The 14,432-nt window shown below is 65.8% G+C and carries 12 protein-coding genes; 6 read left to right on the top strand and 6 right to left on the bottom strand.

Features of this window, described 5'->3' with window-relative positions; all coding sequences use genetic code 11:
- The first annotated feature begins 3 nt into the window (after positions 1–3).
- The gene (locus tag ACP6CK_RS29525; protein WP_426960256.1) at positions 4–888 is read left to right on the top strand and encodes a hypothetical protein; all 885 of its coding nucleotides are present in this window, start codon (positions 4–6) and stop codon (positions 886–888) included.
- A 318-nt stretch (positions 889–1,206) separates the two neighbouring features.
- Entirely contained in the window at positions 1,207–4,749 is a 3,543-nt protein-coding gene (locus tag ACP6CK_RS29520) for a tetratricopeptide repeat protein (protein WP_426960255.1), read from the top strand.
- Between the two features lie 601 nt (positions 4,750–5,350).
- Here the strand turns inward: ACP6CK_RS29520 and ACP6CK_RS29515 are convergent.
- Genes ACP6CK_RS29515 through ACP6CK_RS29500 form a run of 4 tightly spaced genes read right to left on the bottom strand, consistent with a single transcriptional unit; the run spans position 5,351 to position 9,023 of the window.
- Entirely contained in the window at positions 5,351–6,355 is a 1,005-nt protein-coding gene (locus tag ACP6CK_RS29515; RefSeq protein WP_426960253.1) for a Bug family tripartite tricarboxylate transporter substrate binding protein, read from the bottom strand.
- A gap of 33 nt (positions 6,356–6,388) precedes the next feature.
- On the bottom strand, positions 6,389–7,393 hold the full coding sequence (locus ACP6CK_RS29510; protein ID WP_426960251.1) for a quinone oxidoreductase family protein: 1,005 nt from the start codon (positions 7,391–7,393) through the stop codon (positions 6,389–6,391).
- 11 nt (positions 7,394–7,404) lie between these two features.
- On the bottom strand, positions 7,405–7,848 hold the full coding sequence (locus ACP6CK_RS29505) for a Zn-ribbon domain-containing OB-fold protein (protein ID WP_426960249.1): 444 nt from the start codon (positions 7,846–7,848) through the stop codon (positions 7,405–7,407).
- A complete protein-coding gene (locus ACP6CK_RS29500) occupies positions 7,845–9,023 on the bottom strand; it encodes a thiolase family protein (protein WP_426960247.1) in 1,179 nt (392 codons plus the stop codon). The genes ACP6CK_RS29505 and ACP6CK_RS29500 overlap by 4 nt, the downstream gene beginning before the upstream one ends.
- A gap of 100 nt (positions 9,024–9,123) precedes the next feature.
- Here ACP6CK_RS29500 and ACP6CK_RS29495 point away from each other — a divergent pair, with 100 nt between their 5' ends.
- The 4 genes from ACP6CK_RS29495 (at position 9,124) to ACP6CK_RS29480 (ending at position 12,046) form a co-directional block, all read left to right on the top strand.
- Positions 9,124–10,038: a LysR family transcriptional regulator gene (locus tag ACP6CK_RS29495; protein ID WP_426960245.1), complete on the top strand. Its 915-nt coding sequence runs from the start codon at positions 9,124–9,126 to the stop codon at positions 10,036–10,038.
- A gap of 71 nt (positions 10,039–10,109) precedes the next feature.
- Positions 10,110–11,258, top strand: a complete 1,149-nt coding sequence (locus tag ACP6CK_RS29490) for a CaiB/BaiF CoA transferase family protein (RefSeq protein WP_426960243.1) — start codon at positions 10,110–10,112, stop codon at positions 11,256–11,258.
- 156 nt (positions 11,259–11,414) lie between these two features.
- Positions 11,415–11,645, top strand: coding sequence for a type II toxin-antitoxin system VapB family antitoxin (gene vapB, locus ACP6CK_RS29485; protein WP_426960242.1), 231 nt, complete (start codon positions 11,415–11,417; stop codon positions 11,643–11,645).
- Positions 11,642–12,046 (top strand): type II toxin-antitoxin system VapC family toxin, encoded by a 405-nt coding sequence (locus tag ACP6CK_RS29480; protein ID WP_426960240.1) that lies wholly within the window; start codon positions 11,642–11,644, stop codon positions 12,044–12,046. The genes vapB and ACP6CK_RS29480 overlap by 4 nt, the downstream gene beginning before the upstream one ends.
- Positions 12,047–12,244: 198 nt before the next feature.
- On the opposite strand, the gene ACP6CK_RS29475 is transcribed toward ACP6CK_RS29480, so the two are convergent.
- Complete coding sequence (locus ACP6CK_RS29475; protein ID WP_426960238.1) at positions 12,245–12,637, bottom strand: response regulator; 393 nt, start codon at positions 12,635–12,637, stop codon at positions 12,245–12,247.
- Positions 12,634–13,983: a sensor histidine kinase gene (locus tag ACP6CK_RS29470; protein ID WP_426960237.1), complete on the bottom strand. Its 1,350-nt coding sequence runs from the start codon at positions 13,981–13,983 to the stop codon at positions 12,634–12,636. Before ACP6CK_RS29470 ends, ACP6CK_RS29475 begins: the two co-directional genes overlap by 4 nt.
- Between the last annotated feature and the right edge of the window lie 449 nt (positions 13,984–14,432).

Genomic DNA, 14,432 nt, shown 5'->3' with positions numbered 1-14,432 from the left:
CCGATGCGCCTCGTACTACTCCATGGGATCGGCCAGGAGGGCCTCAAGCCCCAAGATCTCCAGAATACGTGGGTTCGTGACCTCGAAAGCGGTATGGGCGGTGAAGGCGTGCTGGCGCGCACTACCATCGATATGCCCTTCTACGGCGATGCCCTGATTGCCGCAGCCGCACTTACACTTCGAGGAGCGGTGGCACAAGGCGCAGTCGGGGCAAGCGACGATCATGACCTTTCGGATTTCCTTTCTGAAAGCCTACAAGAGCAAGCGGAGGCTGCAGGCATAGCTCAATCTGAGATTGCAGTTGAACAGGATCGCGAGAACAAAGGTGGCGTAGTCTCACAGAGCCTACCTATGAACCGACGGATTAACGCAATTGTCAGTTTGCTCGAGCGCATATCACCCTTGCACGGTGATTTAGCGCTTCGCTTACTTGGACAGGCACATGCTTATCTTAAGAAGCCACACGTCCGCGACGCAGTCGACGCAATCGTGCGTCCGGCACTCGCTTCCGATCCTCTCGTCGTCGTCGCTCATTCACTCGGCACCATAGTCGGATTCCGGTTGCTTAGGGAACATGAACTATCGGGGCGTTCGGTCGAGGTGCCTTTATTCGTTACTCTAGGCTCGCCACTAACGCTTAGTACCGTACAGCGGGCGATCGGTCCACCCTTGACCACGCCGTCGGGCGTGCGCCGATGGATAAACGTGCGCGATCCGGATGATTTCATCAGCCTCAACAGAAGTCTTGGTCTGCCACGCTTCAGTGGTAACATCGAAAACATAAGTGACTTCAAAAATACGGGAGCAACTGCACACTCTATTCCGGGCTATCTTTCCCACCCGAAAACCGCTACCGCTATCGCAGAAGCTTTGGGCATTGCTCGTTAGGATCACCCAGCACAGCCTTCTAGGGCTTGCGACGACGGTTCGGCTGGGCTCCACGCTTTTGGACCGTCAAACGGCTGCTGCAGCACGAGCATATCAGTGCGTGCTGACAGCCTCTTCCCAATGCCGCCTAGTATCCAAGATAGCTCAAGACGCAGGCCGCTCAGCCTTTTTTGTCACGCCCGCACCGTTAAAGCAGCACATGGCGGCTTTGGCGGTTGCCGCCCTAGCTGCGGTCCACCTCTCGCCTGTGTCGGCCCGAGGGTAACTGGGTGCGCAGCGAGATGAGTTCCCGACCTTTGAATGCGCCAGGAGGTATCAATGGAACTAGTGGAGATTTCCGAGGATAGGAGCCGGCCTTGTGGCGCGCTGCTGCGGGTCGACGGTTATGTGTTTCCGACCGCTATTGCCCCTCCTGCTGTGGAGGAGACAGAAGATGAACTCGACTGGTATTTCGAACAACACCTGAATTTCCCGTTCACCGACAAGATCAGGGCCCGAACTGCCGCGGCTAGCCTCACCACTTACGGCGAGGCCCTATTCCGGCAGCTCGTTGCTAGTGATGACGCACGCGAGGCTTATGGTAAGCTGAAAGAACGCGCCTATCCGGACCGACTCCAGTTCGCTGTGATTGGCTCTCCAGCATTCCAAGCCTTACACTGGGAGGCACTCAAGGATCCAAGATTGCCTCGTCCCTTTGCTCTTGACGCGCCAATCTTACGTAGGGGGGTGGCTGCCAGTCCGGTACTAGAGGCTTACCCTGCAGAGTCACCGACCTTGAATCTTGTAGTAGTGACAGCCCGCCCTGGAGAGGCGTCCGACGTCGGTTACCGCACTATCACTCGCCCATTGGTAGGAACCCTCCGTCAAGCTCAGCTTCGCGTTGTTGTAGACATTGTCCGCCCCGGCACCTGGCAAGCATTGGCAGAGCACCTTGAAGACGCGACCCAGAGGCACGGAGCCGGTCACTATCACGCGATACATTTCGACCTGCATGGTGGGCTACTGAACTATGACGAATTCGAAGGTACAGCACAGCAAGTTCAAGCAGGCGACGTCACATTCGGCGGCCGCTGGGGGCGAGGCGAGATTGCAGCATACGAGGGCGTTAAAGCATTCTTGATGTTCGAACGCCCAATTGGGGTCGGAGCTGACCTCGCCGAGGCCGGTGAAGTGACCTCCCTTCTATTGAAGCACAAAATTCCGATTGCTGTACTTAATGCCTGTCAGTCCGGCAAGCAGGTTGGGGCACAAGAGACAAGTCTTGGCTCCCGACTGCTTGAGGCGGGGGCTCAAAGCGTCATTGCCATGGCGTGGTCTGTAACAGTCAGCGCCGCTGAGCGGCTCATTCCCGTATTTTACGGTCAGCTCTTCAAAGGGCAAGCACTGAGTGAGGCTTTACTGGTAGGACGGAGGGCATTGCACGCAGATAAGTCCAGACGAGCCGCGTTCAATGAAGTTATCGAGCTTGAGGACTGGATCCTCCCGGTCGTTTATCAAAACCGCGAGCCGCGTTTCCGCAACCGTGAGTTCACTCCCGCAGAGGCGAGGTGCTGGTTTAGCAAGCAGGACTCGCGCACGTCTGAACCGGAAACAGAATACGGGTTCTTCGGGCGCGATTTAGATTTGCTCAGGATCGAGAAGGCATTGTTAGTTCGGCAGAATATTTTGTTAGTCCGAGGAATGGGTGGCAGCGGCAAGAGCACGTTACTCCGCCATCTCGCGTACTGGTGGGAGCTCACAGGTTTGACTGAGCGGACGTTCTACTTTGGCTGGGACGAGAGGGCTTGGACGCGTAATCAAATAGTCCGAGAGCTAGGCCGGCATGTCCTTTCCAAAGACCTGTGGGTTATTTTCGACAGCATGACGGAAGGAGCGCAGCAACAAGCTGTGGCAGGGGAATTGCGGGCTAGACGCCAGCTTATCATCCTAGATAATCTGGAAAGTGTTACGGCGGCTCCGCTAGCCATCCCACATAGTCTAGATGCGCAGCAGCGGCGAGATTTGCATTCCTTCTTAAAGGAATTGATTGGCGGCCAGACTCTTGTGCTGTTAGGTTCGCGCGGAGATGAAGCGTGGCTAGCGCCAGGTACGTTTGGCGACAACGTTCATCAGCTTGAGGGGCTTGATCCGCAAGCAGCGTCGGCTCTTGCCGATGCAGTCCTCCGGCGAGCGAATGCGCAGGCCCGTACTAAGGAGTCGGCATTCAGAGAGCTGCTACGGCTCTTGGCTGGTTACCCGTTAGCCTTGCAAGTGGTACTTCCGAACCTAACAAGGAAGAGCGCCTCGGACGTGTTGGTGGAGTTACGCCAAGGCTTGGCTGAACTGGATGTTCCTCTCGGGACGGACTCAAGCCTATCTCGAACGCGCAGCTTGATGGGCTGCATAGACTACAGCCACGGCCACCTTGATCCGGAAGCCCAGGTTCTGCTGCTCTGCTTTGCGCCTTTTGCCGGGGTATTCGATCTCGATTTCCTAGAGGGTTTTCAGCAGGAACTCTCACGTGAGCCGGCGCTCTTTGGGCTACACCTTGACCGCCTTGGTGCGATTTTGGAGGAAACACGTCAGCTTGGATTGTCACAACGTGATCCGAGCGATCCGATGGTTATGCACCTACAGCCGGCACTCGGATGGTTCTTGCATACTCGCCTCAAAACTGAAGAGGCGAGTGAGCGTCGAGAAGCAATCGAGCGGGCCTTTTGCAGGTTCTATGGTGACGTTGCTTTATCAATCTTTAGGGCGCAGCGCTCCGGAAATCCCGAGCACCAGCTTGCTGCTCGAGCGATAGTTGAGCGCGAATACGCGAACTTAGGAACAGCTCTCCAGCTGGCCATAAAGTACCGTGAGCTAGTAGCACCCCATTATGCCGCTCTCTCCCATTACCTCGCCGACACCCATGACCACACTCGAGCTCTCGAACTCGGAACTCTCGTTCTGACTGAACTCGAGCAAGTGCCGCACGAGAACTTACAAGAATCCACGGCTGCCGAGATCGTAGGTGTGCTCGAAGATTTAGTCACGACGCAACGCTCATTGAGGCTGTTCGATCAGGCAGTTCAAACCTCCGAGAAAGCCCTGTTCTTCCTTGAGCGCATAACGTCGCTAAAACCCACATTGGTAGCCATAGGACGCGCCAGCATTCGTCATCAGCTCGGTCTTATACGTCAGGAGCAAGAGCTCTTTAGTGAGGCCGAGGCGCATTATAGGACAGCCGCGACCATACGGCTCGAGAACGGCCAAGTTAGAGCTGCAGCAGATACTCAGCATCAGCTGGGCAGGTTAGCGCGATTGCAGGGAAAGTTGGACGTCGCCAGGATCGAGTATCAGAAGGCATTGGAAATCTATGAGGGCTTGAAAGAATGGGTCGAGGCAGCAGATGTCTACCACAATCTTGGAGTTGTCGAACAAATCGCAGAGCAATTCTCTACGGCCGAGACGTTCTACCGGAAAGCCCTTCCCATCTGGGAGGCGTCTGGCAAACAGCTCCGTGCTGCTGCCACGTATCATCAGCTTGGCATGCTGGCGCACAAACAGCGCCAGTTCAGGAAAGCTGAGGAATACTACAAATACGCGCTCGGAATCAAGCTCTCGCGAAAGGACGCATATGGCGCAGCCTCCACCTACCACGAGCTCGGTAGTCTGGCGGCGGATCAAGGCAGGACTAGTGAAGCCGCCAACCTCTACGGGAAAGCTTTGCGGATCTACACCGCCTCTGGCGACAAAAAAAATCACAGCAGAGTATTCCACAATCTCTGCCTACTATGGCGGCAAAGGGGTGACGCCGCTATGCTGGCGGCATTGAGTGACGCACTCGGAATTCGGCCAGCCGAGGTCCGCAACCTTCTTTCGGGTTGCGGCGGTTGATGATGGGTTTGTTGAGGATCGCTTTGCCGCCATGCTGCGATTTGATCTTCCTCGATTGCGATGTGTTCTTGCCCTTTACTGATATGAGCAGGTGTTCCCGTCAGTTGTGGTTCGATTGGACGCTTGCGACGGCTTAAGGCGTGCCGAGCCGGCTTCAGGAGTTGAGGACGGCGTAGCGTATATGCTTCGCGGTCGTCGGACTGGGGTCGCCCCAAATCTATCAATGCCTCCTTCCCCTAGAGGGATGCAGTGCCCCATCTCGCCCACCGTCTAAGTTTTCATGTCTTCTGACAATTGAATCGCTTGAGGCTCGACGATCTGTTTGGCGTGTCCCAAACCGCCTATGAGCGCCGCGAGCAATTGCGCCTCGTGGCCTCGACCACGGCGCATCGCTGATCGGGGCGCTACGTTTGGGCTCGCATCGAGCTACCGTCGCAAGTCTACGGAATGCCCGTGTTTCGTCCACTCTCGGGCAGCTGCCCTCCAAGAACGGACGTGCCGCTCCCGGCCACTCGCGGCCATCCACTACCCGGATTGTCGTCTCGGTGGGGCGCCCGACGCATGCTAAACGTTGGGCTAGACGAGCGCAGCTGCTTCCGTGCTACTGCGCGGCTGCGCCGGTTGCTCGGGCCAGCTCAGCCCACTTCGGAATCTCCGTCTCCAGCAGCCGCCCGAGCGTCGCACGTTCGGAGCCCACGGGCACCAGCCCTTGTGCGATCAGTGCCGCCGTGACCTCCGGGATCCTGACCGTCTCACCAAAGCGCGCCTGCAGGAAATCGAGGATCGCAGGCGGGGTGCGTGCGGGCGCCACGATGGCGTACCAGTTCTCCGCTTCGACGGCGGGCAGCCCGACCTCCGTCATGGTGGGTACGTCGGGCAGGAGTGGGGACCGCGCGGGGCTGGCGACCGCGATGGCGCGCACCGTTCCCGCGCGCACATGGGGCAGCAGCACCGGCAGATCGGCGAACATCATCTCGATCTGCCCGGCCAGCACGTCGTTCACCGCCGGCGCGACCCCCCGGTAGGGAACATGGGTGATGTTGATGCGGGCGTGGGTCTTCAGCATCTCGCCCGCCAGGTGCGGCAGAGCCCCGGGACCGGAGGAGCCGAAGTTCAGCGTCCCCGGCCGTGCCCGGGCGAGAGCCAGCAGCTCCTGCATGTTGGTCACCCCCAGCCTGGGACTGACTACGAGCAGCTCGGCGACGGTCGCCATAACGGTGATCGGGGCGAGGTCCCGGAGCGGGTGGTAGGGCATGTTCGGCTGGGTGGTGACGCTCGTCGCTAGCGGCCCGGTCGTGCCGAAGCCGATCGTGTAGCCATCGGGTGCGGCCTTCGCCACGGCGTCCACCCCGACCACGCCGCCCGCGCCGTCCCGGTTCTCGATCACCACCGTCTGCCCGATCCGCTCGCTCAGTCGCGGCGCGATCATGCGGAGGACGATGTCGCCCGAACCGCCCGCCGCGAAGGGCACGATCAGGCGGATCGGCCGGTTCGGGTAGCCGGCGGGCAGCCCCTGAGCGCCCACGGAGCGTCCCAGCGCCGGCAGGAGGAAGGGGGCGGCGAGCAGCCACCGGCGCCCCACGCCCGGCATCCTGGTGTCCTTCATGCGTTCCTCCGTTCTTGTCCTTCTTCTCGTCCCTCAGGGGACGAGCACCACGCGACCGACCAGCTCGCCCCGCTCGACCAGCGCATGCGCCGCGGCCGCCTCCTCCAGCGGCATGCGCCGCGCCACGAGGGGCCGCACCTGGCCCGAGGCGGCCAGTGCCACGGAGTCCTCCAACTGGTCGCGGCGGACGCTCCCGACGCCGAGGATGCGGGCCCGCTGGAAGAACACGAAGGCGGGGTTGATCGAGATCTCCTCGCGGAAGAGCTGGCCGACCATCACGTAGCGGCCGCCGACGGCGAGCGCCTTGAAGGCCGGTGTGAAGACGCGGCTGCCGACCGTGTCCACCACCACCTGCACCCCGTCCGGCGCGAGCGCCTTGACCGCCTTCGAGAAGTCCTCGCCGTCCGCCGCGACGAGGACGTGGTGCGCCCCGGCCTCGGTGAGGGCGGCGCGCTTGGCCTCGGACCGGGTGGTCGCGACCACCCGCGCCCCTGAGAGGCGGGCGATCTGCACGGTCGAGAGCCCGACGCCACCGCTGGCCCCGGTCACCAGGACCGTCTCGCCCAGCCGCACGCCGCCGACGTCCCGCACCGCGTTCAGGGCAACACCGGTGGAGGGCCCGAGCATGCAGGCCACCTCGAGGGGTACCTCCTCGGGGACGCGGACGCAGACCTCCTCGGCCAGTGCGACCCGCTCGGCGTAGCCACCATGGACCGCGACGCGGCGCGCGCAGGCGGTCTCCATGCCGTTGCGGCAGAGGCGACAGAGGCCGCAGGAGCGGAAGGCCTTGGTGCAGATGCGGTCGCCGGGGCGCAGGGTCGTCACCGCCACCCCGACCGCCTGGACGGTCCCGGCGATCTCGTAGCCGAGGATGAGCGGCAGCTTCGTGTGTCGGCGCATGGTGCCGTTCCGCTGCACCACGTCGTGGTAGGTCACGCCCACCGCGCCGACCTCGACCAGCACCTCATCGGGTGCCATGGACGGCTCCGGCACCTCCTCCGGCACCAGCACCTCGGGGCCGCCAAGGGAGCGGAGCATGATCGCGCGCATCAGGGGGCCTCGGCCGGTCGGAAGGTGGCGACGTGGCGCCCACCGGGCCAGTGCTCGACGGCCAGCTCGACGGGCTGCCCAATGGTCGGATCGCCGTTCAGGTCTCGTAGCCGGGCAGGCAGGCGCGGCCCCTCGGAGAGCAGCACCGTCGCGCTGACATAGGGCAGCAGGGGATCGAACTCCGGCAGGTAGCTGCGGTGGTAGCGGACCCAGCTGAACACAGTGCCCCGACCGGAGAGGGTGCGGAACGTCCCGCCCGGCGCGCCGCAGTGCGGGCACACCGGCGAGACCGGCCAGCGCGCCTTGTTGCAGGCGTCGCAGCCCTGCAGGCGGAGCTCGCCCTGGGCCAACCCGTTCCAGAAGGGGGCCGTGTCCGACGTCACGGGGGGCAGGAGGCCGGACGGGTCTGCTGGGACCTCGACCGCGACGATCAAGGCGGTCACGCCGTGCCCTCCGCTCCGAGGATCAGCTGATCCCCGAGAGAGGTGCCCCACTGCGCGATGCGGGCACCCGGCACCTGCCGCTCGCCCGCGGCGCCCCGGAGTTGACGGACCATCTCCATCATCTGGCTCCAGCCGTTCAGGTGCCCCTCGGACAGCATGCCGCCCGAGGTGTTCACGGGCAGCGCACCGGCCGGGCCGATCCGTCCGCCCTGCACGAAGTCCAGCGCCTCGCCGGGACGGCAATGACCCAGCCGCTCCAGGCTGAAGAGGGCGAGCGGCGAGAAGGCGTCGTAGACCTGCACCAGGTCGACCGCATCAGGCCCGATCCCGGCCATGCGGTAGGCGGGCTGGTCGCCGCCGGGCCAGTCCCACGCGGCGTCCGCCGCCTGACCGATGCCGAGGCCCGGCTGGCCGAAGATGAACTGCCGCGGCCCGGCCGACAGGCCCTGCATCCCCAGCAGCCAGACCGGCGCCGGGGCCGACCTCGCGCGGTCGGCGCGGGTGACGAGGAGCGCGACGGCGCCGTCGACGACGGCCGAGCAGTCGAGCAGCCGGAGCGGCTCCACGATGAAAGGGCTCGCCCCGTACTCCGCCTCGGTGATCGGCTTGCGGTGCCGCGCGGCGGGGTTGCGGGCGGCGTGGGCCCGGAAGGCGAGCGGCACGGCGGCCAGCTTCTCGCGGTCGCCACCATGGACGTGGAAGTAGCGCTGGGCCGCCATGGCCGCCGCCGCCACCGGCCCGTTGAAGCCGGCGAAAGGCGCCTCGGAGTGCGGCCCCCCGCCGGGCCGCAGCGTCTCCTCGTAGCCCCAGGAGTTGCGCCCGCCGATCTGGCCGAGGTTGCTGTTCCGGTAGGCCCCGAGGCAGAGCACGACGTCCGCCATGCCGGAGGCGACGGCCATGGCGGCGTGATGTACCACCGTCGCGGCGAAGCGCCCGTGGCTCCAGGTCTGCGATGCGAAGCGGACATCCAGGCCGAGCAGGGCGGCCGCCTCGTCGTAGTCGAGGCCGCGCGGCGCGCCGATGTGCACGACCAGCCCGTCCACCTCGCGCCGGGCGATCCCGGCATCGGCCAGGGCCCGGGTCACCGCCTCGCTCGCGAGGTCCGTGACCGTGCGGTCGGGGTAGCGGCCGACCTCAGTCGTGCCGGCGCCGATGATGGCGGTGGCCGCGCGCATGTTTCTCCCCTGGCGTTGGGAGGAGTTTGACGGGCTCCCGGGCCAAGCGGAAATAATTGTTCCTGGCCCATGTCATAACTCGGACTCATAGTCCTGCCCGATGCGCCCCAGCCTGCGTCAGCTCGAGATCCTCGCGGCCGTGGTGGAGCACGGCTCTTTCTCGGCCGCCGGGCAGCGGCTCGGCCTCGTGCAGCCCGCCGTCAGCCTCGCCATCCGCAAGCTGGAGGACGGTTTCGGGGTGCGCCTACTCGACCGTTCCGTCACGCCACTCCGCCTGACCGCGGAGGGCGAGGCGCTGCTCGGCCATGCCCGGCGGGTGCTCGGAGAGGTGGACCGCCTCGGCCGGCACATGCGGGAGCTGACCCAGCTCGGGGCGGGACAGGTGAGCGTCGGCGCGCCGCCCCATGTCTCCGGCTTCATCCTGCCCGCCATCGTCGGAGGCTTCCTCGCCCAGCATCCGGGCATTCACGTCCACGCGGTGGAGGACAGCTCGGCCAGCGTCATCGAGCGGGTCCGGACCGGCGAGGTGGATGTGGGCGTCGTCGCCGGACAGCACAGCTTCGAGAGGCTCGAGGTCCTGCGCCTGGACGACCAGCCCCTCGTCGCCTGCGTCGCGGCGACGTCGCCGCTCGCCCGCCGCGCGGCCCTGGGCTGGGAGGAGCTCTTCGAGCAGCCGCTGATCCTGTTCCCGGAGGGCTACAACCAGCGCGCCCTCGTGACGGAGGTCGCCGCCCGCCTGGGCCGCACGCCGCACGTGCTCTGCGAGGGCGAGAGCGGCAACTTGGTCACCGCCCTCGTGCGGGGAGGCTTCGGGCTGTCCGTCATGTTCGCCGCGATCGCCGCGGCCACGCCGGGCGTGCGGGCGGTGCCGATCCTTGGCGGCCCGTCCGTGCCCGTGACGGTGTGCCGGGCCCAGGGAGGCGTCCGGAGCCTCGCCGCCCAGGCCTTCTTTGAGGCGGCCGGGGTGCGGCACGAGCCGGCCCCCTCCCCTGCCCCACGCCGAAAGTCCCGCTAATGGGCCCCTGCCCTACAATGAATTTCGAGATGGATGGGATCGGGGCTACCCCGGCGATGGGAGGACCATCCATGACGGCGCTCGACGGCATCCGCGTGCTCGACTTCAGCCAGGCCATGGCCGGCCCGACCGCCGGCATGCTCCTCGGCGACTTCGGGGCCGAGGTGATCAAGATCGAGCCGCCCGAGGGCGAGAGCGCTCGGCGCTGGGGCACGGCGCGGCCGGGTCCGGACGGGCAGTTCAGCGGCCTGTACCTCGCGCTCAACCGCAACAAGCGCGGCGTGACCCTCGACCTCAAATCCGCCGCGGGCCAGGCGGACGTGCGCGGGCTGATGGCGACGGCCGACGTCATCCTCGAGAACTTCCGCCCGGGCGTCGCCGACCGCCTCGGCATCGGCTACGAGGCGGCGCGCGCGATCCGGCCGGACATCGTTTACTGCAGCATCTCGGGCTTCGGGCAGACGGGCCCCATGCGGCTCGCGCCGGGCTTTGACATGCTCCTGCAGGCCTATGCCGGGCATATGAGCATCACCGGCGAGCCCGGGCGGACGCCGGTGCGCTCCGGCCCCTCTCCCATCGATCTGCTGACCGGGGCGCACGCGGCCTACGGCATCCTCGTTGCGCTGCGCCACCGGGACCGGACCGGTGAGGGGCAGATGGTGGACCTTTCGCTCTACGAGACCGCCATCCACCTGCTGACGAACTACATGGGCGATTACACCGGCGGCGGGCCGGTGCCGGCGAAACACGGGCCGTTCTTTGCCTTCCTGGCGCCCTACGGCGTGTTCAAGGCAAGGGACCGCGAGTTCTACCTCGGGGTGGAGAGCCGGTCGTACGGCCCTTTCTGCAACGCGATCGGCCGCCCGGACCTGGCCGAGGATGCCCGATTCCGCACGAACCCGGACCGCCTCCGGAACCGAGACGCGCTCCATGCCGAGCTCTTCCCGGTGTTTGCCTCCCGAGATGCCGCGGAGTGGGTCGCGTTGGCCGACAGCCTCGGCATCCCCGTCTCCCTCGTCCACGACGTGCCGGAGGTGCTGGAACAGCCGCAGGCGCTCGCGCGCGACATGGTGCTCGACTGCGGGGTGGACGGGGTGCGCGTCGCGGGTATCCCGCTGAAGCTGAGCCGAACGCCGGGGGTGTTCCATACGCCACCACCTCGTCTCGGTGCCGATAACGCCGCCGTGCTCGGGCCCTTGCGCTCCCCTCTTAGCGCCTGAGGGCATCTCCGACTTGTGCGCCGTCGACTCAGTGATACAGGGCGGTAGCGACAGTCTTTTGGCCCAGAAGGAAGGGTTCCGGCCAGTTCGGCCTTCCATCAGCCCCGCACCAGTGGGCTGGAAAGATAGCCCGGAGGGATATACATGGGTGGAGCCATGTCGACGCCAACCCGGACGACCCTCTTTCTGTCCAACCGCTCCCAAGCCGTGCGGCTGCCAAAGGGTGTCGCCTTCGAGGCGGGCGTCCGAGAGGTCGTCATCCTCCGTGATGGTGCGCGCCGCGTCATCGCTCCGGCAGACGCCTTGTGGGACGACTTCTTCGCAGCTCCGGGGGTAGATCTCGGTGAACGGCGCCAGCCCGCCATACAGCAGCGGGAAGCTCTGTGACGCTGCGTTATCTGCTCGACACCAATCTGTGCATCCGGGTGCTGCGGGACCGCCCTGCCGGGCTGCGGGCGCGCTTCAACGCTGAGGCGGAGGCGCTCTGCACCTCTGAGGTGGTGCGTTACGAGCTCCTGTACGGGGCGGAGCGCTCGGCGCGGCCAACAGAGATGCGACGCGAAGTTGAGCGCTTTGCGGCGCGGCTGACCGTGTTGCCATTCGACGACGCGGCCGCCGCGCACACGGCGGAGGTTCGCGCCAATCTGGAGAGGCGGGGGATGGTGATTGGTCCCTACGATCTGATGATCGCGGGGCACGCCCGCAGCCAGGGGCTAGTGGTGGTGACTGGCAACCTTGGCGAATTCGGGCGTGTGGAGGGTCTGCGCAGCGAAGACTGGCTCACCTAGGCCTAAGCGGCGTGACTGCCAGGGGAACGCGACCGTACACCGAGCATGGCCGGATCGACGTGCGCGTTCAAAGTTAACATCTAACGACGCCTGCTTAGCGCCCAGCAAGGTCATTGTCAGACTCCGGTTGCCATCCCAAAAGCGGACATCCGATGCGGACGGGATGTCGCGGGGGCCGAACAGCACCTCCGCCGTCGATCAGCCCGGCGGATCAGCCTTCGAGAGTGCCCGCGCGAGCGCGCGAACGACGACATTTGCCTCTACGGGCTTCTCGCATCGGATGAGGTGGGCGTAGGCAGGCGGGATCATGCCGGAGTCGTATCCCGTTGCGAGCACCATCGGCACGCCCCGGTCTTTCAGCACCTCGACGACGGGCCACACCATCTCCCCCCTGAGGTTCACGTCGAGCAAGGCGCCATCCAGGCCCTCGTCGCCCTCCGCTGCCTTCAGGGCTGCCGCCGCGCTCGGCAGCGGCCCCACGACGGTAGCGCCAGCTTCCTCCAGGGCCTCGACGATCTCGTCGGCGATGAAGTACTCGTCCTCCACTACGAGGATGCTCCGGCCCCGCAGGGGCTTCGTCGCCCCGCTCATGCCCTGTCCTCCGCCGTCCTGAACGCGCTCGCCGGCAGGATGATGTCGCAGCTCACGCCGTCGGGCGTGAAATCCAGCGCCGTCTCCGCCCCCATCTGGTAGGGCAGCGCCTGGGAGATGAGCTCGCTCCCGTAGCCACGGCGCGCGGGCCGTCCGTCCGGCATTGCCACCCCGCTCTCCCGCCAGGCGATGCGCAGCCGCGGCCCGCCCTCCCACTCCTCGACCCGCCAGGTCACGGAGAGCCTGCCACTGGGCTGCGCGATCGCGCCGTACTTTACCGCATTCGTGGCCAGCTCGTGCAGCGCGAGCGCCACGGGCTGCGCCCCCTCCCCGGGCAGGTTCACGGGCGGTCCCTCGACGGTCACACGGTCCGAGGACCCGTCCCCTGCAGCCTGGAGTTCGGCCTCGACCAGGTTGCGCAGCGGCACGACGTGGGCACTGCTTCGGGCGAGGAAGCCCTGCACGCGGCCGAGCGCGGCGAGCCGCGCGTCGTACTCGTCCCGTCCCGGCTGCGGCGGGATGCTCCGCCGCGCCACGTTGCGCACGACCGCGAGGAGGTTCCGCGTCCGGTGCTGCAACTCGGCCACGAGCACGCCCTGCTCGGCCTGCAGGCGCTTCAGATCCTCGATGTCCGTGGTCGTCCCGAGCCACTCGGCGATGCACCCCTCTAGCTGCTCCGCAGTCGGGCTATCGCGCACGGGAACGGAGCGGGTCTGGTGCCAGCGCCAGATACCGTCGGCGGCGCGTCGAATGCGGTATTCCACTTCCAGCTGCCCGTGCGACCGCGCCGCGTGCCAAGCGGCCACAGTGCGGTCGCGGTCTTCAGGATGAACCGCGTCAAGCCAGCCGAGGCCGTGGCTCTCCTCCTCCGACTGCCCCGTGTAGGCCTGCCATTGCGGGCTCGACCAAGTCCACCGGCCCTCGTCGCCGGACCGCCAGACGAGCTGCGGGATGCCCCCCATGAGCGTCCGCAGGCGCCTCTCGCTCTCCGCGAGCGCCGTCTGTACCCGCCGCGCCTCGGTCACATCCTGCCCGATCTTGATGAACTCGCAGACCATGCCGTCCGCCCCCACGAGGGGCTGGGTCGAGCCGTTGATGAAGATGCGCGCGCCGTCCTTGCGCAGGTGCCACCGGATGTTCGGCGCCACCCCCTCTCGGAGCGCCGTCTCCTGCTCCTTCTCTGGTTCCCCCTTGGCGACGTCCTCGGGCACGAAGGTGACGTCGACGGACCGGCCGAGGATCTCGGCTTCCGACCAGCCGTAAACGGCGGCAGCGCCGGCCGGCCAGGAGGTGACTCTCCCCTCCCGGTCGGTCGTGAAGATCGCGTAGTCGCGCACACTCGTCACAAGGCGCCGAAACCTCTCCTCGCTCTCACGCAACCGTTCCTCGGCCTCCCGGCGTTGCGTGATGTCGGAAGCAACACCGGCCGAGCGGCGGCCCGAGGTGCCTGGGATGGGGAAGCTGCGGTCCAGCACCCACCGGATCGCGCCGTCGGGCCGCACGACCCGGTACTCGATGGTGGTCGGCTCGCCGCGATCCTGCGCGGCCTTGCCCTCGATGACGCGGGGCCGGTCCCCGGGGTGGATCGTGTCCACGAACGAGGCGAGATCGGCCTCCAGCCCGGCGCGCGACCGACCCCAGATGCGCTCGTAACCCGGGCTGAGATAGACCAGGGTATTGCGATCGAGGTCGGTGACGTAGAAGACGTCCTCGATCGCCTCCGCCATGCTCCGGAAGCGCTCCTCGCCCTCGCGCAGTGCCGCCTCCGCCGCCTTGCGCGCGGTGATGTCGCGCA

This window comes from Muricoccus radiodurans (assembly GCF_050154705.1).
Lineage (GTDB): Bacteria > Pseudomonadota > Alphaproteobacteria > Acetobacterales > Acetobacteraceae > Roseomonas > Roseomonas radiodurans.
This window is presented reverse-complemented; position numbering and strand designations above follow the sequence as displayed.